A 19,508-nucleotide genomic window follows, 5' to 3' on the forward strand; every position below is an offset into this window, starting at 1 on the left:
GAGGTTCTTGAGCCTCCTCGGCGTTTTGCGCCTGGAGCGCAAATCAACAGACAAGTTTAATGAATAAAGGACACCCTCTTCTTTTATATAACCCTCTACACCAGACCCTATTATGTCGTTAAAGATGATAGATACGATAAATAATGGTTCGGGGGATGGATGGATGATTACAAACAATCTTCGTGTTTCTGGTTTGGCATCAGGAATCGATACCGAAACAATGGTAAAAAAATTAATGGATGCAGAAAAAGCGCAATTAAATAAAATACTACAAAACAAGACGAAGACCGAATGGAAAGTGGATGCCTACCGCGATGTAAATACAAAATTTCTTGACCTCCGTACCTCAATGGAGAGCCTTAGATTAGAATCTACTTTTACCAAAAGCAAACTGACCTCATCCGATAGCAGTAAGGTAGATGTCACGCTATCGGGTATTCCGAGCAGAAGCGAGTATATCATTTCATCGGTGAAAACCTATCAGCCAGGAACACCCTCCTCCGTGAAATTTGCTTCGACTAGCCTTTCAAGTGAAACGACTGAACTTGGGACAGGGAATGGGTTCCAATTCACTTTAAATGGAGAAACGATTTCTCTTACGGCACAAGATACCATCCGGAGCTCTATAACAAAAATTAATGAATTAGCGGCAAAAACTGGGGTAACGGCTAGCTATTCCAGCGGCGATCAGGCAATCGTTTTTACGTCAAAAGACCCAGCGACAAGTATGACTATTAGCAATCTATCAAACAGTAATAATGTATTGAACCTGGCAGCCGGGTCTATCAGTGAAACTCAGAATGACTTTCCAGCTGGGAATACCAGCGGCGCAACAGGAGTCTCAGCGATACAAGCAGTTGGCGGTCAGGTAACCATTAACGGGACCACACTAACGTTGAAAAATAATGAACTGACCTATGACGGGGTTACCTTCACCTTCAAAAATGACATGCCAGCTGGAAGCAATGTCACCATAACGAAAAAGACAGATGTGGATGCGATCTATGACACTATCAAGGGATTTGTCGATAAATATAACGACACCATCAAAGCCTTGCACGATAAGGTTGAGGAAAAAAAGTATAAGGATTATGCACCGCTGTTAGACGACCAAAAGACAAATATGAAAGACAAAGAGATTGAATTATGGGAAGAAAAGGCCAAGAGCGGGTTATTACAAGACGATCAAATCATCTCCTCTGCCTTAGATAAGCTGAGGACGGCGCTTTATTCGAATGTAAGTGATGTGGATTCCACTAAAATGAATAAACAGTTTGATTCACTTGCAGACATCGGGATTACCACTAGTTCCAATTATAAGGATAATGGGAAGCTTGAGATCGACGAAACCAAGCTAAGAGAGGCACTTGAAAATCATATCAATGACGTTTCGTTATTGTTTTCAAAAAAATACGATACGAAAAGTTCCTTAAACAACACGGCTAACAATAAAGACGAATTTGCTAACAGCGGTGCCGGCTGGCGATTATATGATCAAATCAATGAAACGATGAAGAAAATTACGAAAACTGCTGGTACTTCAAGTGATTCGTATTTGTCGAAAGCGCTTAGCCAGTTTGATACACAAATTGATTCTTGGGAGAAAAGATTGCAAACAAAAGAAGATTACTATTGGAAACAGTTTAATGCGATGGAGCAGGCGATTCAAAAATCGAATAGCCAGAGCAGCTGGCTGACACAGCAAATGGGTGGGTGATGGAACTCTTGTTTAAAGAGAAAGACGCATTACTTCATCAGTATTACGAACTTACTAATAAACTAATAATGGAAATAAATCCTGAATCAATGGAAAATGTACAAATCGCTCTGGAGGAACGGCAAAAGTATATTGAGAAAATAAACTTTCTCGATCAAAAGGCAGAGCAGATTCTGATGAATCCAGAGATGAAAGAACTGCTTCTTCGTATTGAAGCTCTGGAGAAAATCCTTCAAGAAAGACTAAAAGAAGCGCAGCAAAAAGTTCTCTCACAAATCCATAGCCTGAAAAAAGAAAAACGGTTGAAGCATTACGGGGATATGGGGTTTGTTTCTAGCGGAATATTTTATGATAAACGAAAATAGGGTAAAGGTGGAAGATCATGTCTCTTAAAAATCCTTATCAAGCATATGAAAATAATCAAGTGTTATTTGCCAAAGGGGAAGAGCTGGTCCTGCTATTATATAAAGGGGCCATTAAATTTATTGAGCAGGCTAAACTGGCATTGGAGAAAAAGAATCTGCCTCGAACCAATGATCGAATTATTAAAGCACAGAATATTGTCACAGAATTAATGGTAACTCTGAATATGGATATAGAAGTCTCCAAATCCTTGCTCCCTCTTTATGACTATTTAAGAAGAAGATTAATTGAAGCAAATATAAAAAAAGAGACTGAAATATTAGATGAAGTTCAAGGAATGCTTGCAGAATTGCTAGGAACTTGGACGGAAGCCATGAAAGTCGTAAGACCTACTTAACGTGTTAATTTTTTGTTAAGTAGGTCTTTTTTCATTTTTTCCCCATTGTAATATTTGTAAGGGCATTGTAATATTATATTATTAGATTTTCGACCAAAATCATCACAATACGACAAACAATCCGATAATGGCAAACCTGGGGAAATCCAGGGACGCAAAGCTATAGGGGCTACCATCATTTTATGATCATGCCAGCCAGTTGCCGAAGAGTTATAGTTTATTTGCTATGCTATTCTTCGGAATAGCATTTTTTTTGTCTAAAAAATAATTGGATAATTTATCCAATTGGTAAAAGGAGGTTATTTATGCTACAAAACATTTCTATCCTCAATCAGGCATTGGATGTTTCTGTGTTAAGGCACAATACCATCTCAAATAATTTAGCCAATATGGATACGCCGAATTACAAGCCGCAAAAGGTAGTTTTTGAGGAAGTATTAAAAGGAGAACTAGCAAATTCTTCTTTTGAAGGGACACGGTCGAATACTAAGCATATTCCTATTGGGAATTCTCAAGCAAGACCCTTTATCACCGAAGAATCTGTTGTGACACAAAATAATGGGAATGGTGTAGATGTGGATAAGGAGATGTCTGATTTAACGGAGAACTCCATTTGGTATCAAACGTTAAGCTATCAGCTGAGTGAAGAATTTAACTTATTAAAAACAGCGATTAAATCAAGGTAGGGGATAAAAGATGTCAATGTTTCAGCCATTAAACATTAGTGCTTCCGCCTTAACAGCAGGGCGTATGAAAATGGATGTTATCTCATCCAATATTGCGAATGCTTCGACCACAAGAGGGAAATTAGTGAACGGTGAATGGACTCCTTACCGAAGAAAGATGGTCGAGGTAGAGCCACAGGGAAATGCCCCTTTCAGCCAATATTTAAACAATGAAAAGGGTGCTAATGGTGTAAAGGTGACAAAAATTGTCGAAGACCAAACGCCTTTTCAGCCTGTTTATGACCCGACGAATCCAGATGCGAACAAAGATGGGTACGTGATGATGCCAAACGTGGATATTACCAAGGAGATGGTCGACCTTATGAGTGCCTCTCGTGCCTATGAAGCCAACGTGACGGCTTTTAATGTTGGAAAAACGATGTCTTTAAAGGCATTAGATATTGGCAGATAAGGAGTTTTATAGGATGCAAATCAATTCATTGTTTACTAATTCAGTGACAGGTTTGGGACAAAGCCAATCAATCAAATCTATACCAACCCCAACAACGTCCTTTTCTTCCGCTTTGAGTGATGCACTAAAAAGTGCCAATAACACCATTGTTGAATCAGAGAACATGTCAGAAAAGTTAGCCACAGGCGAAATCAAAAATATCCATGACGTAACAATTGCTGCTCAAAAAGCGCAGATTGCCCTTCAATTAACAACGCAAGTAAGAGATAAAGTAGTGGAGTCTTATCAAGAAATCATGAGAATGCAAGTCTAGCACTTGGCTTTTTGAAAGGCGGAACCTATGAAAGAGAAAATCACAGATATGAAAGAGAGGATAGCGGGCTTTTGGAAAAATACCAGCAAGAAAAGCAAAACGTTCTACCTAGGTACCTTTATCGTACTGATTGCCATCTTTTGCTTTGTATTTTTCTTCTTGTTAAAGACCAATTATGTACCTCTTTATACCAATAGTTTAAGCCAAAAGGAAATCGGCGAAATCAAAGATGTATTAGAAAAACAGGGGTTCACCGACTATAAGATTGAAAATAATGGAACGCAAATTCTCGTCCCTAAAGAGTCTGCACAAGATTTAATCGTCAGTTTAGCTTCCCAGGGTCTTCCGAAAAGCGGTCCGATCAGTTTTTCCGAACAAACAAAGGATTTAAAATTTGGTGTAACCGAACAAGAATTAGATGTCATTGAACGAGAGACCATTCAGAAACAATTAGCGAATTTAATGACCAAGATTAGTGGTGTGAAAAGCGCCGAAGTCATGATTACCATGCCTAAAGACAGTGTCTTTGTGCGGCCGGAACAAGAGGACAAGGCCAGTGCCTCCATTATTGTTGACTTAGAGCCAGGAACTGAACTAGAGCAAGGTCAAATTAAGTCGCTTTATTTCTTAGCTTCCAAAAGTATTCCTAATCTACCAAAAGAAAACATCGTCATAACAGATCAGTACGGTCAACTTTTATCGCTAGATGATTCGAATGATGATTCCTCTTTTGTGGGGGTCGGAAGTTATGAAAGTCAAAGAAAAATTAAACAAAAAGTTGAAGCCGATATTCAGCGCAGTATTCAGCAGATGCTCGGAACGATGCTCGGTAAAGATAAAGTCTACGTTCAAACCTTTGCTAAGTTGAATTTTGATAAAGTCAAAACGCAGCAAAGCCTAGTAGAGCCACTTACCAAGGATAAAGATGGAAATCCGCTAGGAATCGCAGTTAGTGTGGAGAAAATCAGCAAAGAGTACAAGGGCAATGGAGCTGCAGCGGCGAGTGGGGTAAGCGGGACTGGTCAGGGAGATGTTCCGGCCTATGCCAGCAACAGTGATAGCGGAAATAATGATTATAAAGAAACACAGGACAGAGTCAACTACGAATTCAATCGAATCACAAAAGAGATTACCCAAAGTCCTTATACGATTGAAGACTTAACGATTAATGTCGGTGTCGAACCGCCGAATCCGAAAAATCCTGCTTCATTAACAGCCGATACCCAGGATAACATTCGAAATATCATTTCTAATGTGGTCCGTACGGCGATTGGAAACAACAGTTCAACGATAACGGACGCTGATATTAACAAGCGGATTACCGTTTTCCCTAAAGAATTTACCGGAAAGACCAATCTAGCGGCTGCCTCTGTAAGTGAGCCAGAAAAACGGTCTTATATAAATTATATCTGGATCGGAGCCGCTGCTTTCGTTTTATTACTAGGAGGAATCGTTGCAGCGAGATTCATTAGACGTAAGAGGGAAGACGATCTCGATCCATTCTCAGAGTTTTTAGAAGCGAAAACGATAAATGAATTCGAAGAAGATGTTAGAAATAAGCAAACCGTCCAAAATGAAATTAATCAATTAGCAGGTAAAAATACGGAGGAATTCGTTGAGCTGCTGCGTTACTGGTTAAAGGAAGAAAAGGAGGGATAAGATGCGCAAGCTAACGGGGCTTCAAAAAGTAGCCATCCTTTTGATTTCCCTTGGAAAAGAAGGGTCATCGACCATCTATAAACACTTGAAAGAAGATGAAGTGGAATTATTAACAAAGGAAATCGCCAATCTTCAGTGGATTGATTCAACAGTAAAAGAAGATGTTCTAGATGAATTTTACAAAATGGCAACGGAAAGAAACGTGGTATCAAAAGGAGGAGAACATTTTGCCAAGGACTTACTTGCTTTATCCTTTGGGGAAGAGAAAGCTAAGGAATTCCTCCACCGCTCCTCAGAAAAAAATAAAAAGAAGCCTTTTTATTTTGCTCATCGAGCCGAACCCGTTCAAATCCTGAATCTCTTGCAATATGAAAATGCACAAACCATTGCATTGGTTTTATCCTATTTGGATGCGCAAAAGGCATCGGCCATCCTATCCGCTTTTCCTGCCGAGAAGCAAACCGATATCGCCACGAAGATTGCGTTAATGGATACTGTTTCACCGGAAGTCATCCGCCAGGTTGAGGAGGTCCTGAAAGAAAAACTTGCTACGACCTCCTCACAGGACTATACCGTAAACAACGGCATTGATAATATCGTCAATATTTTAACAAGCGTTGATCGTGGGACGGAAAAAAATATTTTAGAATCCTTGTCAGAAAAAAGTCCAAGTCTTGCGGAAGAAATTAAAGGGAAGATGTTTATCTTTGAAGATATTGCTTTCTTAGATCATCATTCGATCCAGCGAATTCTTCGTGATGTGGATAGTGAAGACTTATATTTAGCCTTAAAAATTGCCAGCGATGATTTAAAAGAAGTGATTTATAAAAATATCTCGAAAAGACGGGCTGAATTGCTTGAGGAACAAGGGACATATGATAAGCCTGTACGCCTGAAAGAGGCAGAAGAGGCACAGGGGCGCATCGTAAGAATTGTACGAAAGCTCGAAGAAGAAGGCTCCATTATCATTGAGAGAAAAGGCGGCGAGGCTGTTGTCGTCTAAGATTGTTAAATCAACTTATGTTCCTTCAGTTATTGAAGCCACGTTGTTATTGTCTAAAAGGAAGGGAAGCTCTCACCCTGCACATCCTATGGAATTAGGACTTTCTCCCGAGGAACGTCTTCAAAATGCAGAACAACAAGCGGCTGCCATGTTAAAAAAGGCCCATGATGATCTTCTGCTTGATAGAGAAAAAGCGGCGGCAGAGCTGGAAGATTGGAAACGTCTGGAGAGGGATCAAGTTAACCTTGAGCTTGAGACAATCAGACAGCAGGGCTGGAGTGAGGGATATGATCAAGGAAGGCAAACAGCCGAGACGGACTATTCCTCGAAGGTTCAGTTAGCCAAAGAGATTCTAGCAAAGGCCTATAAGGAAAAAGAGGAAATAATTCATGAGGCAGAACCGTTTGTGATTGAATTATCGGTACAAATTGCTTCAAAGATTATTCAAAAAGAATTAGAAACCAAACCAGAAGTACTCATCGAGATGATCAAACAAAACCTTGTTTATTCCAATGAACGCTCGATGATATCGATTTGTGTGAGTCCAGAGGATTTTAGCTTCGTCCAGGCTCAGAGAAATCAATTACTTGAAATGCTGGAGGGGCAAATTGAGGTGAAAATATTACCTGAACATTCGATTGAAAAGGGCGGCTGTGTGATCCGCACCTCCTATGGAAGTATTGATGCCCGACTGGATGTACAACTGAAAGAAATCAAGCAAGCATTACTTAAAACGGTACAGGATGAAAAGTATGAAGAAACGGCTGGAGATTGAGAAATATCTACAAACTTTACAGACGATTAACCCGATAAAAATGAATGGAAAGGTCACACAGGTCATCGGACTGACGATTGAATCACAAGGCCCGGATGTAAAGATGGGCGATGTGTGCCAGATCTATCCCTCTAGTAATGAACCGCCGTTAGAGGCAGAGGTGGTAGGGTTCAGAGGAAATCGGGTCCTGTTAATGCCTTTAGGAGAGATTGTATCCATTGGCCCTGGCTGTGAGGTGGTCGCCACCGGTAAGCCGCTTACCGTGAAGGTAGGAATGGAGCTTTTAGGAAAGGTATTAGATGGCTTGGGCAAGCCGATGGATGAAAGTCCACTGCCTTCGGGATTAGTAGAAGTGGTCACGAATAACAATCCGCCTAATCCATTGAAACGGCCAAGAATTCATCATCCATTAAATGTGGGTGTCCGCTCGATTGATGGTCTGCTAACGATTGGCAGAGGACAACGGGTCGGAATTTTTGCCGGCAGCGGTGTAGGGAAAAGTACGCTCTTGGGCATGATTGCCAGAAACACGAGTGCAGATGTTAATGTGATTGGACTGATTGGGGAACGTGGCCGAGAGGTGCTTGATTTTATCGAGAGAGATTTGGGTGAAGAGGGCCTAAAGAAATCGGTGGTGGTGGTTGCCACCAGTGATCAGCCTGCCTTAGTCCGAATTAAGGGGGCCGTTATCGCCACAACGATTGCTGAATTTTTCAGGGACCAAGGGTTGAGTGTGAATCTAATGCTTGATTCTGTTACGAGATATGCCATGGCACAAAGGGAAATTGGGCTGGCAATCGGTGAGCCGCCGACAACAAAAGGATATACCCCTTCCGTTTTCGCGATGCTGCCTAAGCTGTTAGAGCGGGCAGGAACAGGACCTAAAGGGGAAATTACAGCCTTTTATACGGTCTTAGTGGATGGCGATGACATGAATGAACCGATTGCTGATACAGCCAGGGGGATATTGGATGGACATATTGTGTTAGATCGAAAACTAGCCCAGCAAGGTCATTTCCCGTCCATTAATGTTTTAAATAGCGTCAGCCGCGTGATGAAGGACATTGCCGGCCCGGAACATATTCATGCAGCAGAGAAAATGAAACAATTGATGGCCATCTACCAAGAGGCCGAGGACCTAATTAAAATTGGTGCCTATAAACAAGGGACCAACCAAGAGATTGATTTATCTATTAAGTATAAGGGCTGGATCGATCACTTCTTAAAGCAAGGAGTCAATGAACCTTCCCATTTGGAGCTTTCCATTCAAACAATGATTCAACAATTTGGGGAGATGGTTAGATGAGTTTTCAATTTCGCTATGAAAAAATCCTGACAATGAAAGAAAAAGAAAAAGATTCTGCCTTTCATGAAATGAATGTATTTAAACAAATGAAAGAAACGGCAGAGCATCAATTACTTGAGTTGATTCAAAAAAAGGATCACTACATCCGGGACTCCCAAAACATGATGAGAAATTCTCTCAGGGTTACGGACATCCAGGAACGGGAGAAATATATTGACTTTCTGAATCGGCAAATTGAGAGAGTCAAAAAAAAGGTTAGTGAGCTGACAAGAGAGTTAACAATAAAAAACAATGTATTGCTGACTAAAAATCAGGAAGAAAAGATTTGGAGTTCCTGGCGGGAAAAATCATTGGAAGAGTACACCGTAAAAACAAATAGAGAAGAACAAAATAGGCTCGATGAAATGGCGGTCCTCCGCTATTTTTACCATAAAAACTAGCAATCAGACTAGCAATGAAAAGAGGGCAAACGAAAGATGATTGAAAAACAAACGAAAAGGATCCAAACCGTTCAATTTGCCCCGTTAACAGATGGGGTAAAAACGGGATCGGGCGGAAAAGAATTAAACTCTATCGAAGATGTGAACCTCCAATTAATCGTTGAATTAGGAAAAACCAGCATGAAAGTCAGGGATATATTAAAGATTCAACCAGGTGTGGTCATTCCAGTCGATAAATTAGCTGGGGAACATGTAGATGTGGTCATCAACGGTTCGGCAGTTGCGGAAGCAGAAGTAGTGGTGGTAGATGAAAAATTTGCGATTCGTATCACGGATATTGTCTCGAAACAAGAACGCGAAGAAAGAATGCACGATTAGAGGTGGCGGTGTTGAAACAGTTAAGAAAAAAAACAGCCGTGACTTTGCTTTTCGTGTTCCTTTTCAACTTCTTTGTATTTCATCAGCCAGCCTGGGCAAAGGCGGAAACGACGGTTTATGATGCCTTTCAACAGGATAAGGGCGCAGCGAACAAAAATACAGACCAAGGAACGATATCTAATGAAGAAACTCGGTCCATCGTTCCTTCCTTTATTAAATTTATTTTCAGTTTTGCAGTCATTATTATACTACTACTCTTATGTTTAAAATTTTTGAAGGCGAATCAAAAGCAAATTCATTCCCAAGGTCCATTTTATGCGATGGGCGGTCATGCTTTAGGCGGCAATCGTTCCCTGCAATTAGTGATGATTGGTCAGACCTTGTACATCCTGGGAATCGGAAATGAAGTACAGCTGCTTCGGATGATTGAACCAGGAGAGGAACAAGATTCCATTTTACAATCCCTTGCAGATGATACGGAAAGAAAACAAAAGCCCAAGCTTTTTTCCTATAAAAAGAAACAAACCGAGAGCTGGGATCAAACTTTTTTGTCTCAATTGAATCACTTGCAGCAATCTAGTATCCCAATCAACAAGCTAAAGGACTAACAAAAATGGCGGAGATGTCGTTGCTTAAAAAAATAACTTTATTATTACCTATCCTTCTTTTCAGTTTTCATGAAGTGAGTTATGCCGCCTTTGATGCTTCGATTCCTGGGGTGAATTTAAACTCTGAGCCAGGGGGCGTCTCTACTTCTATCAAAATTATCCTTCTCTTAACGATTCTTTCTGTTGCACCTGCTATTTTGCTTCTGATGACTTCGTTTACGAGAATTGTGATTGTGTTATCGTTTGTTCGGACGTCGCTCGGGACACAGCAAATGCCGCCTAACCAAGTCATTATTGGTTTGTCCTTGTTCCTCACCATGTTTATTATGGGACCAGTTTTTTCAGATATTAACAAGGACGCCTACCAGCCGTTTATGGAAGGGAAGCTCTCTCAGGAACAAGCCTTTGATCAGGCTTCAAAGCCCATCAAGGAATTTATGGCGAAGCATACAAGAGAAAAAGACTTAAATTTATTCCTTGATTATTCCAAGCAGAAAAAGCCAAAAACCATCGATGATATCCCGCTCCACGTTTTAGTTCCTGCCTACTCGATCAGCGAGCTCAAAACGGCTTTTCAAATGGGCTTTATGATTTTTCTCCCTTTTTTAATCATCGATATGATTGTATCAAGTATTTTGATGGCGATGGGCATGATGATGCTGCCGCCAGCATTGATCAGTCTTCCATTTAAAATATTGTTATTTATTTTAGTCGATGGCTGGCACTTAATTGTAAAATCGTTACTCACCAGCTTTTAAAAAAGAGAGGTACCCTTATGACACCAGAAATGGTTATGGAAATATCCAAGCAGGCGATCTATATTACAGGGATGGTCGCTGCCCCTATTTTAATGATTGCTTTAGTGGTAGGACTCATCATTAGTATTTTTCAAGCTGTTACGCAAATTCAGGAGCAAACACTCGTGTTTGTTCCAAAGATCATTGCTGTTTTTATTGCTCTTTTAGTGTTTGGTCCGTGGATGTTAAGACAAATCGTCAACTTTACTGAAAATATTTTTGGCAACTTATCTCATTTTACAGGATAACGAATCGTGATGAATTGGTTAAATGAATTACCCATATTACTGTTAGTGCTGGTTCGGATTTCGTGTTTTTTTATCACGGTTCCGGTCTTCATGTCACGTTCCATCCCAGCCACTTTTAAAATAGGACTCTCTTTTTTTCTGGCAATGATTGTCACGATTTCGACTGCTGGGCCGCATGAAATTCCTGCTTTTTCGGCTGAATACGTCCTTCTTATTATGAAGGAGGCAATCGTTGGATTAGGTTTAGGTTTTATTGCTTCCATCCTTTTTTATAGCATCCAGCTCGCCGGAACCTTGATTGACTTACAAAGCGGTTTTGCCATGGGAGCGATGTACGACCCGCAATCCGGAACCAATGCGAATCTTACGGGAAGGTTAAAGAACGTGTTAGCCACATTGTTTCTGCTATCTGTTGATGGTCATCATTTGCTTATTCAAGGAATACTAGAAAGCTATCAATGGATTCCTGTTGACGCATTTGTCCCTGCATTAATGGACGGCAGAATCTCAACGCTTATTCTTGAAACGTTCAAAAACTCTTTGATCATTGCCTTTTTATTAGCGGCACCGGTTGTTTTTACGTTATTTATCGTAGATTTAGTTCTTGGAATTATCGGAAAAACGTCTCCGCAGATTAATCTAATGGTCTTAGGATTCTCATTAAAAATTGGTGTCTATTATCTAGTTTTATTTATGGCACTGCCGGGATTTTTTCTGTTACTGCAACGGATTTTTACAGAAATGTTTGATAGTTTAAGCGAGATGATGCGAATTATGGGTGCCTCCATATGAAGGGAAACAATTATTTACTTCAAGTAGATCTACAATGGTTTGCCGAGGAAAAAACGGAAAAAGCCACTCCTCAGAAGCGGAGGGAGGCTAGGAAAAAAGGGCAGGTAGCCAAAAGTCCGGAAGTTTCTTCTTCCTTGATGTTATTATCCTTTTTTCTCTTTCTGCTTTTTTATGGGAGCTATTTCGGGACGAATATTCTTGTCTTGTTCCAAGACCTATTTTCTTCTTATTTATTACTAGATTTAACGGAATCCAGTACTCACAAGCTTTTCGTTGATATCACGATTCTTACCGAAAAAATCGTACTGCCTATTCTAGCACTCTTGTTTGTCATGGGTTTATTGGCGAATTATTTTCAAATTGGATTTTTATTTACAACAGAAAATCTGAAATTTGATTTTAAAAAAATCAATCCCGTTGAAGGGGCAAAGCGCATTTTATCGATGAGGTCGATCGTAGACCTGTTAAAGAATGTTTTGAAAATGGTCCTGATCTCTTGGACGGCCTATGTTCTTTTAAAAAAAGAAATTGCGGCCTTTTTACATCTTTCACAATTGGGAATTACCCAAATGATTGAGTATCTCTTTACGGTCATTGTCAAAATTGGCGTCTCTGCCTCTGCCGTTTACGTGGTATTAGGGGCAGCTGATTTTCTCTATCAAAAATATGACCATGAAAAGAAATTAAAGATGTCGTTAAAAGAAGTAAAGGATGAGCACAAAAAGAGTGAAGGGGACCCGTTAGTGAAAGGGAAAATCAAGGAAATGCAGCGAGCGATGTCGCTTAATCGAATGATGTCTGATGTGCCAAAGGCAGATGTCGTCATTACCAATCCCACTCACTATGCCATTGCCATCGTTTATGATGCCAATGATTCGAAAGCGCCTGTCGTGATTGCAAAGGGTGTGGATTTTATGGCACAGAAGATCAAAGAAATCGCAAGAGAACATGACATCATTTTATCTGAAAATAAACCTCTTGCCAGAGCATTGTATGCAAATGTAGAGGTTGGTCAAGAGATTCCAGAGGAACTGTTTAAAGCCGTTGCCGAGATCCTCGCCTATGTTTATCGCTTAAAGGGAAAATTCTAAGTTACTAGAAAAGGTGCGAAAAATGAAGTTAAAAGAAATTTCCGTCTTACTAGCCGTATTACTCATTGTTGTTATGATGGTTATTCCATTGCCTACGATTCTATTAGATATATTACTCATTATAAATATCTCGCTCTCCATCACGATTTTGTTAGTCGGCATGAATACAAAGGAGCCTTTAGATTTTTCCATCTTTCCTTCTTTATTGCTGTTAACGACTCTATTTCGTCTAGCGTTAAATGTGTCGACTACCCGTTCCATTCTTTCGCATGGAAATGCCGGCCATGTGGTGGCCACCTTTGGAGAGTTCGTTATTGGCGGGAATCCGGTGATTGGTTTTATCATCTTTTTAATCCTTGTGATCATTCAATTCCTTGTGATTACAAAGGGCTCAGAGCGGGTGGCCGAAGTCGCTGCCCGGTTTACCCTTGATGCCATGCCAGGTAAGCAGATGAGTATTGATGCCGATTTAAATGCAGGAATGATCAGCGAACAAGAAGCCCGGATGAGACGAGAAAAAGTAGGACACGAAGCGGACTTTTACGGAGCAATGGATGGTGCAAGTAAGTTTGTAAAAGGGGACGCCATTGCCGGGATTATTATCTTGTTCATCAATGTCATCGGTGGTTTTGTGATTGGGATGACCATGATGGGGATGGATTTTGCCCAGGCAGCCAGTACCTTTACCTTGCTATCTGTCGGTGATGGTTTGGTCAGTCAACTCCCTGCTTTGTTAATATCTACAGCAACAGGAATTATCGTGACAAGAGCAGCATCGGATGGAAACCTGGGAGATGACCTGACACGCCAACTATTTGCTTATCCTAAGCTGATCTATGTGGTAGCCGGTTGTATTGCCTTATTCGGTTTAGTCACACCCATTGGCATTTTATTAACGTGGAGTATTGCCGGTCTATTAGTATTTGCGGCCTATCGAATGCAAAAAGCCAAAGAAAAAGAAGCAGAGGAAATGCTCGAAATCCCAGATGTACCGAGCGGAGAAGATCATAGTCCAGAAAACGTGCTGAACCTCTTGCAAATGGATTCATTGGAATTTGAATTTGGTTTAGGACTCATTCCATTAGCAGATGCCTCGCAGGGCGGAGATATATTAGACCGGGTCATCGCGATCAGGAAACAGATCGCTTTAGAATTAGGGCTAGTGATTCCGATTATAAGGATTCGCGATAATGTGAATTTAGATTCTAATGAGTACGTCATTAAATTAAAAGGAAACGAGATTGCTAAAGGGGAGATTTTCCTCAATCACTATCTGATGCTGGTGCCGGAGGATGAGGATCATGGAATCATCGGAATTGAAACGGTTGAACCAACCTTTGGTCTTCCTGCTTTATGGATTAACGAAGAGATGAGAAGGAAGGCAGAGATCTTTGGTTATACCGTCGTAGATGCTTCATCGGTTATCACTACCCACCTGTCTGAAACCATTAAACGTTATGCGCATGAGATTTTAGGCAGAGAGGAAACGAAGCAGCTCATCGATAAGGCAAAGGAAACCTCCCCTTCGATTGTAGAAGAATTAGTTCCGTCCCTGCTGTCGGTTGGCCAAGTGCAGAAGGTATTGCAGAAGCTTTTAAAAGAAAAGATCTCCATTCGCAATTTGTCTGTCATTCTTGAAACCTTGGCTGATTGGGCTGTTTTTACAAAAAATACTGATTACTTAACGGAATATGTAAGACAAGGTTTATCCAGACAAATTACGAAACAATGGACCGTTGGTAAAATGATTCAAGTCATTACCGTGAATGCTCAGGTGGAGAAAGCCATCAGTGAAAATCTTCAAGAAACGGAGCAAGGGATTTATCTTACGATGGATCCACAGACGATTCAGCAATTGGTTCAATCCTTAAACGAGACCATCCAACAGGTGGTTAGAGTGGGAATTCAACCCATTATTATGACCTCGCCAGCCATTCGGATGTATCTCAAGCAAATTGTGGAACGCATTAATGAAGATATCCCTGTCATTTCCTTTAACGAGCTGGAATCTGATGTTGAGGTTCAGAATATCGGCGTTGTCCATTTTCAAGATGTTGGAGTGGTTACCTCATGAAAATAAAAAGATATATGGCAGATACCTTACCACAGGCCATTAGCCTGATTCGTATGGAGTTAGGAGAGAATGCCGTCATCCTCAATAAAAAGGTCGTAACAACAGGAGGCTTCCTGGGCCTGTTTAAAAGAAAACAGATTGAAGTGATAGCTGCTTCGGAGGCATCCGAACGTACAACTGTGAAAAAAGCACCAATCGAAGAGAGGCCTACGGCATCAGCTGAAACGGAAGTCCTTCAGCGGTTAAACCAGATGGAGCAGCTGCTTGGAAATTTACTGAAAAATCAACAGCCTTTCCAGCTGCAAAAGACCTCGGTTTTAACCAAATGGCTGGAGCTGCTCGAGGAACAAGAGGTGGATCAAGAGGTTATCGATTATATTGTAAAAAAAATTATGTCTCAGCATCCTTTGATTGAGAGACTTACGGAACAGGAAGCAGGGCAGATTGTTTTATCAACGATCACCAAGCTGTTTCAGGATGCTGCTCTACAAGAGGGCTTGGATCCTCATGCGACATTGATTACACTCCTTGGCCCTACTGGAGTGGGAAAAACGACAACCATTGCGAAGCTTGCCTCAAGGCAGGTATTATTTCAGCGGAAGAAGGTTGGTTTTTTAACGGCTGATACGTTTCGGATGGCTGCGATTGAGCAGTTAAAAACGTATGCCAACATTTTAAATATCCCGATTGGCGTAGTCGAAAGCTCTGAACAGCTGCCTCAGTCTCTGATGGATTTAAAAAACTGCCAAATGATCTTTATGGACAGTACCGGCAGAAATTACCTAGAGGAACAATATATTGAGGAAATTCAAGCCTTCCTCGAACAGGACTTCAAGCAAGAGAATCACTTGGTCCTCAGTATAACCTCAAGATGGAAAGATATGAAGCAAATTGTAGAGAAGATGAAGTCCGTACAGGTGGACCGGGTGATTCTTACAAAATGGGATGAAAGTACCTGTTTCGGAGCCGCGCTCAATCTCGTCTATCATTATCCGTACCCGTTATCGTTTATTAGTTTGGGACAAGGTGTTCCTGAAGATATTATGCTGGCAGAACCGGAATATATGGCTAAAAAGATATTGGGAGTAGATGAAGATGAAGAAGGATCAGGCACAAAGATTGAGAGAATTGTATCAGCACTTTAAGACCGTCACAGAAGAAAAAACAACAAAGGTTGTCTCCGTTACCAGCGGCAAAGGCGGTGTCGGCAAATCGAACTTTGCACTAAACTTTGCTCTAGGCTTAAGTGAAGAAGGCCAAAAGGTCGTTTTAATTGATTTGGATATTGGGATGGCCAACCTTGAAATTCTGCTGGGAATGAACCCAAAACATCATCTCATGGAAATGGTCTATGAGCGGAAAACGATCTGGGACGTGATGGAAAAAGGACCTGCGGGATTAGAACTCATTTCCGGCGGGAGCAGTTTTAATGAAATCCTAGATTTAAGTGATCAGGATACGGATTATTTATTTTCAGAGCTTAGTAAACTCCAGGGTTATGCAGATTTGATTTTGTTTGATACAGGGGCAGGTCTTTCAAAGGAATCCCAGCGCTGCCACTTAGCTGCAGATGAAATTATTCTGGTCACCACACCTGAACCAACAGCCATGACCGATGCTTATTCTGTTATTAAAATATTACATCATCAAGATGTTAATCTTTCTATTCGGCTGGTTGTGAATAGGGTGGCTAACTCGAAGGACGGGGCTGCAGTGGCGAATCGGATACGAATGGTTACGGAAAAATTCTTAGGGAAAGAGCTAGAGATTCTTGGATTCATTCCTAATGATTCGTTTGTCGTCCAATCCGTACTGGAACAAACGCCTTTCTTATTAAACTATCCCAAGTCACAGGCAGCAAAATGGATAAGGGATATCGTCAGTATTTACTTACATGTGGATGGAAAAAATGAAAAAAACACGGGAATCAAGGGGTTTATCCAAAGGATTTCTCATCTGGTAAAAAAATAGAATGACCTAGTTGAAGGAGGGGGATCATGTGAGTCAGCAGCTTGAAGAGACTTTATTCCATGAATATTTGCCGTTAGTTCATAAGATCGTAAAAAAAACGAAGAGGACCCTTCCCCATCATGTGGAGGAAGACGAACTTTTGTCCTTTGGAATGATGGGGTTGTTAGATGCTTTTCGTAAATTTGACCAACGTGAAAATGTAAAATTTGAAACCTATGCTACTCAACGGATACGCGGAGAAATTTATGATGGGTTACGCCGGATCGATCCCCTTTCGCGAACATTAAGAAAAAAGGAAAAAGAAGTAAGGAATGCTTATCAGTTATTAGAACAACAGCTGTTCAGACGACCTACGGAGAGAGAAGTAAGTGAACACCTGCAAATCAGTGAAACGGAATATAAAGACATCGTACTCCAAGCCTCATTTGAGAAACAAGAGTCCTTATATGAACCGGTTGAAAACGGAGGAGAGAGTCAGTTAAAGATCGATTTACTTTCAGACCCTCTTTTAAACGAACAATCCATCATTGTTGAAGAAAAAGAGCGTAAGGAATTTTTGGCTTCGTTAATTGACCAGTTACCGGAACGAGAAAAAATCATCCTTTCATTACTATATTATGAGAATTTAAGTATGAGTGAAGTCGGAGAGATTTTAGGCCTCCATAAGTCAAGAATTTCTCAGCTGCATGCGAAGGTTATAAAAAAATTAAAAAAAGAATTTGATAAGGAATTATTTTAGTAGGAACGGAGGAATCTCATCAAGAAGATATCCTCCTTTTTAGTTGGAACTAGCTTACATTCTATCGACGATTTGAGGAAGAATGCCGTTATTAATAAAGTAGAATCCGATCTTTCGAGTTAATAAGGGGTATAGGCGAATGACACTAAAATTACCGAATGTAAAATTCTTATTAAAGGAAACGGGAAATCCTATCCATCAAACTTCGCTCCGATACCATATTAAGTATCCATTTGAGTCAGAGATCCTGTTGATCAATCCAAAAGACACAGAAGCAATGGCAGAGAGCGCGTTTATTTTTATTGAAAACATTGGACCTGGGGGATTGAGGATTTTATCTAATTTACCTTTAGTGGAAGGGCAAGAAATGATTTATATCATGGAAACAACTATTCTCGAAGATAAAATTCATATCCCAAGTGAAATTATTTGGAGTGAAACCTTGTCCGATGGTCTTTATCAATATGGAGTTCATTTTCAAGTCGCTGACGAGATGCGAACATTCGTACATAATCTCCTTATTGACTATTCGGAAAAGTATTTTAGTCAGGTAGAGTGATAATTTTGAAGAAAAGGGGCAAAGATGCTCCTATTTTTTTTACCCTTTTGTATTTTTTTGACAAAATATTTGGTAATATAGAGTTAGTTTGCAATAAAGCCTACAAAAGGAGAGATTCTATGGCCATCTTAGTAACGGGCGGAGCCGGGTATATTGGAAGTCATACCTGTATTGAACTATTAAATGCCGGCCACGAAGTTATTGTCGTGGATAACTATTCAAACAGTAAACCGGAATCCTTACAAAGAGTAAAAGAGCTTACGGGTAAGGATTTTGCTTTCTATGAAGTGGACCTATTAGACCGGATTGGCCTTCAGAAAGTTTTTGCGGAAAATCAAATTGAAGCGGTTATTCACTTTGCCGGTTTAAAGGCAGTCGGTGAATCAGTTTCGATTCCCATTCATTATTATCACAATAACATCACTGGAACATTGATTCTTTGTGAAGTGATGAATCAATACGGTGTCAAAAATCTTGTCTTTAGTTCCTCAGCCACTGTGTATGGAATGCCAGAGCGGGTGCCGATTTCTGAGGATTTCCCACTTAGTGCGACCAATCCATATGGGCGGACGAAGCTGATGATTGAGGAGATTTTGCGGGATTTATATGTTTCCGACCAAGAGTGGAGCATTGCCTTATTACGTTACTTTAATCCAATCGGAGCCCATAAGAGCGGCCGGATTGGCGAGGATCCAAATGGAATTCCGAATAATTTAATGCCGTACATCACTCAGGTGGCGGTTGGCAAATTGAAGGAATTGCAAGTGTTTGGGAATGATTACCCAACGGATGATGGAACAGGTGTCCGCGATTATATTCATGTCGTAGATTTGGCGCTTGGCCACCTAAAGGCGCTTGAAAAAGTTTTGCCTTCCAAAGGGGTGGAGGCCTACAATCTTGGAACGGGTACTGGCTATAGTGTGCTAGGGCTTGTTTCTGCCTTTGAAAAAGCTTCTGACGTTTCGATTCCCTATAAGATTGTGGACCGAAGACCTGGAGATATTGCGGTTTGTTACGCGGATCCTTCCAAAGCAAAAGAGGAGCTTGGCTGGACGGCTACTAGAGGAATCGAAGAAATGTGCGAAGATTCTTGGAGATGGCAGAAAAATAATCCGAATGGGTATGATAATTAAACCTAGTA

23 protein-coding genes and 1 riboswitch are annotated in these 19,508 nt (G+C 40.7%); all 23 genes read left to right on the forward strand.

The features are described 5' to 3' along the window. Positions 1–163 precede the first annotated feature (163 nt). Positions 164–1,717, forward strand: coding sequence for a flagellar filament capping protein FliD (gene fliD, locus CVD27_RS25080; RefSeq protein ID WP_180960444.1), 1,554 nt, complete (start codon positions 164–166; stop codon positions 1,715–1,717). Between the two features lie 8 nt (positions 1,718–1,725). After that, the gene (locus CVD27_RS25085) at positions 1,726–2,082 is read left to right on the forward strand and encodes a hypothetical protein (RefSeq protein WP_142384144.1); all 357 of its coding nucleotides are present in this window, start codon (positions 1,726–1,728) and stop codon (positions 2,080–2,082) included. A 17-nt stretch (positions 2,083–2,099) separates the two neighbouring features. Then, positions 2,100–2,477 carry a flagellar export chaperone FliS gene (fliS, locus tag CVD27_RS25090; RefSeq protein WP_101651597.1) on the forward strand — a complete coding sequence of 126 codons (378 nt, stop codon included), beginning with the start codon at positions 2,100–2,102 and terminating at the stop codon, positions 2,475–2,477. A 119-nt stretch (positions 2,478–2,596) separates the two neighbouring features. Continuing rightward, positions 2,597–2,684, forward strand: a riboswitch (cyclic di-GMP riboswitch). A gap of 98 nt (positions 2,685–2,782) precedes the next feature. Continuing rightward, positions 2,783–3,163: a flagellar basal body rod protein FlgB gene (gene flgB / locus CVD27_RS25095; protein ID WP_101651599.1), complete on the forward strand. Its 381-nt coding sequence runs from the start codon at positions 2,783–2,785 to the stop codon at positions 3,161–3,163. A gap of 10 nt (positions 3,164–3,173) precedes the next feature. Then, positions 3,174–3,614, forward strand: coding sequence for a flagellar basal body rod protein FlgC (flgC, locus tag CVD27_RS25100; RefSeq protein ID WP_101651601.1), 441 nt, complete (start codon positions 3,174–3,176; stop codon positions 3,612–3,614). A gap of 43 nt (positions 3,615–3,657) precedes the next feature. Next, positions 3,658–3,927 carry a flagellar hook-basal body complex protein FliE gene (fliE, locus tag CVD27_RS25105; RefSeq protein WP_257984487.1) on the forward strand — a complete coding sequence of 90 codons (270 nt, stop codon included), beginning with the start codon at positions 3,658–3,660 and terminating at the stop codon, positions 3,925–3,927. Positions 3,928–3,954: 27 nt separating this feature from the next. Then, a complete protein-coding gene (fliF, locus tag CVD27_RS25110) occupies positions 3,955–5,586 on the forward strand; it encodes a flagellar basal-body MS-ring/collar protein FliF (RefSeq protein WP_101651605.1) in 1,632 nt (543 codons plus the stop codon). 1 nt (position 5,587) lies between these two features. Beyond that, the gene (gene fliG, locus CVD27_RS25115) at positions 5,588–6,589 is read left to right on the forward strand and encodes a flagellar motor switch protein FliG (protein ID WP_101651607.1); all 1,002 of its coding nucleotides are present in this window, start codon (positions 5,588–5,590) and stop codon (positions 6,587–6,589) included. Beyond that, a complete protein-coding gene (locus CVD27_RS25120) occupies positions 6,579–7,364 on the forward strand; it encodes a FliH/SctL family protein (RefSeq protein WP_101651609.1) in 786 nt (261 codons plus the stop codon). The genes fliG and CVD27_RS25120 overlap by 11 nt, the downstream gene beginning before the upstream one ends. Continuing rightward, positions 7,342–8,670: a flagellar protein export ATPase FliI gene (fliI, locus tag CVD27_RS25125; protein ID WP_101651611.1), complete on the forward strand. Its 1,329-nt coding sequence runs from the start codon at positions 7,342–7,344 to the stop codon at positions 8,668–8,670. The genes CVD27_RS25120 and fliI overlap by 23 nt, the downstream gene beginning before the upstream one ends. Further along, positions 8,667–9,110, forward strand: a complete 444-nt coding sequence (fliJ, locus tag CVD27_RS25130) for a flagellar export protein FliJ (RefSeq protein WP_101651613.1) — start codon at positions 8,667–8,669, stop codon at positions 9,108–9,110. The genes fliI and fliJ overlap by 4 nt, the downstream gene beginning before the upstream one ends. Before the next feature lie 36 nt (positions 9,111–9,146). Next, on the forward strand, positions 9,147–9,488 hold the full coding sequence (fliN, locus tag CVD27_RS25135; RefSeq protein ID WP_101651615.1) for a flagellar motor switch protein FliN: 342 nt from the start codon (positions 9,147–9,149) through the stop codon (positions 9,486–9,488). Positions 9,489–9,499: 11 nt separating this feature from the next. Beyond that, positions 9,500–10,096: a flagellar biosynthetic protein FliO gene (locus CVD27_RS25140; RefSeq protein ID WP_101651617.1), complete on the forward strand. Its 597-nt coding sequence runs from the start codon at positions 9,500–9,502 to the stop codon at positions 10,094–10,096. A 20-nt stretch (positions 10,097–10,116) separates the two neighbouring features. Next, positions 10,117–10,854: a flagellar type III secretion system pore protein FliP gene (gene fliP, locus CVD27_RS25145; RefSeq protein ID WP_257984488.1), complete on the forward strand. Its 738-nt coding sequence runs from the start codon at positions 10,117–10,119 to the stop codon at positions 10,852–10,854. Positions 10,855–10,871: 17 nt separating this feature from the next. Continuing rightward, the gene (fliQ, locus tag CVD27_RS25150) at positions 10,872–11,141 is read left to right on the forward strand and encodes a flagellar biosynthesis protein FliQ (RefSeq protein ID WP_101651619.1); all 270 of its coding nucleotides are present in this window, start codon (positions 10,872–10,874) and stop codon (positions 11,139–11,141) included. Positions 11,142–11,150: 9 nt separating this feature from the next. Continuing rightward, positions 11,151–11,933 carry a flagellar biosynthetic protein FliR gene (gene fliR, locus CVD27_RS25155; RefSeq protein ID WP_257984489.1) on the forward strand — a complete coding sequence of 261 codons (783 nt, stop codon included), beginning with the start codon at positions 11,151–11,153 and terminating at the stop codon, positions 11,931–11,933. After that, positions 11,930–13,024, forward strand: coding sequence for a flagellar biosynthesis protein FlhB (flhB, locus tag CVD27_RS25160; protein ID WP_101651623.1), 1,095 nt, complete (start codon positions 11,930–11,932; stop codon positions 13,022–13,024). Before fliR ends, flhB begins: the two co-directional genes overlap by 4 nt. Positions 13,025–13,046: 22 nt before the next feature. Beyond that, positions 13,047–15,098, forward strand: a complete 2,052-nt coding sequence (gene flhA, locus CVD27_RS25165) for a flagellar biosynthesis protein FlhA (RefSeq protein ID WP_101651625.1) — start codon at positions 13,047–13,049, stop codon at positions 15,096–15,098. Beyond that, positions 15,095–16,243 carry a flagellar biosynthesis protein FlhF gene (flhF, locus tag CVD27_RS25170; RefSeq protein WP_101651627.1) on the forward strand — a complete coding sequence of 383 codons (1,149 nt, stop codon included), beginning with the start codon at positions 15,095–15,097 and terminating at the stop codon, positions 16,241–16,243. The genes flhA and flhF overlap by 4 nt, the downstream gene beginning before the upstream one ends. Then, complete coding sequence (locus CVD27_RS25175) at positions 16,194–17,069, forward strand: MinD/ParA family protein (protein ID WP_101651629.1); 876 nt, start codon at positions 16,194–16,196, stop codon at positions 17,067–17,069. The genes flhF and CVD27_RS25175 overlap by 50 nt, the downstream gene beginning before the upstream one ends. A gap of 28 nt (positions 17,070–17,097) precedes the next feature. Continuing rightward, complete coding sequence (locus CVD27_RS25180; protein ID WP_180960446.1) at positions 17,098–17,808, forward strand: FliA/WhiG family RNA polymerase sigma factor; 711 nt, start codon at positions 17,098–17,100, stop codon at positions 17,806–17,808. A 139-nt stretch (positions 17,809–17,947) separates the two neighbouring features. Continuing rightward, on the forward strand, positions 17,948–18,367 hold the full coding sequence (locus CVD27_RS25185) for a PilZ domain-containing protein (protein ID WP_101651633.1): 420 nt from the start codon (positions 17,948–17,950) through the stop codon (positions 18,365–18,367). A gap of 119 nt (positions 18,368–18,486) precedes the next feature. Further along, complete coding sequence (galE, locus tag CVD27_RS25190) at positions 18,487–19,500, forward strand: UDP-glucose 4-epimerase GalE (protein ID WP_101651635.1); 1,014 nt, start codon at positions 18,487–18,489, stop codon at positions 19,498–19,500. Positions 19,501–19,508 lie beyond the last annotated feature (8 nt).

It is taken from the genome of Neobacillus cucumis, assembly GCF_002860255.1.
Taxonomy (GTDB): Bacteria; Bacillota; Bacilli; order Bacillales; family Cytobacillaceae; genus Neobacillus; species Neobacillus cucumis_A.

Bases quoted from the DNA above. Each gene is read 5' to 3' on its own strand.
- fliD (WP_180960444.1), top strand. From the start codon at position 164: ATGATTACAAACAATCTTCGTGTTTCTGGTTTGGCATCAGGAATCGAT.
- fliS (WP_101651597.1), top strand. From the start codon at position 2,100: ATGTCTCTTAAAAATCCTTATCAAGCATATGAAAATAATCAAGTGTTA.
- flgB (WP_101651599.1), top strand. From the start codon at position 2,783: ATGCTACAAAACATTTCTATCCTCAATCAGGCATTGGATGTTTCTGTG.
- flgC (WP_101651601.1), top strand. From the start codon at position 3,174: ATGTCAATGTTTCAGCCATTAAACATTAGTGCTTCCGCCTTAACAGCA.
- fliF (WP_101651605.1), top strand. From the start codon at position 3,955: ATGAAAGAGAAAATCACAGATATGAAAGAGAGGATAGCGGGCTTTTGG.
- fliG (WP_101651607.1), top strand. From the start codon at position 5,588: ATGCGCAAGCTAACGGGGCTTCAAAAAGTAGCCATCCTTTTGATTTCC.
- fliI (WP_101651611.1), top strand. From the start codon at position 7,342: ATGAAGAAACGGCTGGAGATTGAGAAATATCTACAAACTTTACAGACG.
- fliJ (WP_101651613.1), top strand. From the start codon at position 8,667: ATGAGTTTTCAATTTCGCTATGAAAAAATCCTGACAATGAAAGAAAAA.
- fliN (WP_101651615.1), top strand. From the start codon at position 9,147: ATGATTGAAAAACAAACGAAAAGGATCCAAACCGTTCAATTTGCCCCG.
- fliQ (WP_101651619.1), top strand. From the start codon at position 10,872: ATGACACCAGAAATGGTTATGGAAATATCCAAGCAGGCGATCTATATT.
- fliR (WP_257984489.1), top strand. From the start codon at position 11,151: ATGAATTGGTTAAATGAATTACCCATATTACTGTTAGTGCTGGTTCGG.
- flhB (WP_101651623.1), top strand. From the start codon at position 11,930: ATGAAGGGAAACAATTATTTACTTCAAGTAGATCTACAATGGTTTGCC.
- flhA (WP_101651625.1), top strand. From the start codon at position 13,047: ATGAAGTTAAAAGAAATTTCCGTCTTACTAGCCGTATTACTCATTGTT.
- flhF (WP_101651627.1), top strand. From the start codon at position 15,095: ATGAAAATAAAAAGATATATGGCAGATACCTTACCACAGGCCATTAGC.
- CVD27_RS25175 (WP_101651629.1), top strand. From the start codon at position 16,194: ATGAAGAAGGATCAGGCACAAAGATTGAGAGAATTGTATCAGCACTTT.
- CVD27_RS25185 (WP_101651633.1), top strand. From the start codon at position 17,948: ATGACACTAAAATTACCGAATGTAAAATTCTTATTAAAGGAAACGGGA.
- galE (WP_101651635.1), top strand. From the start codon at position 18,487: ATGGCCATCTTAGTAACGGGCGGAGCCGGGTATATTGGAAGTCATACC.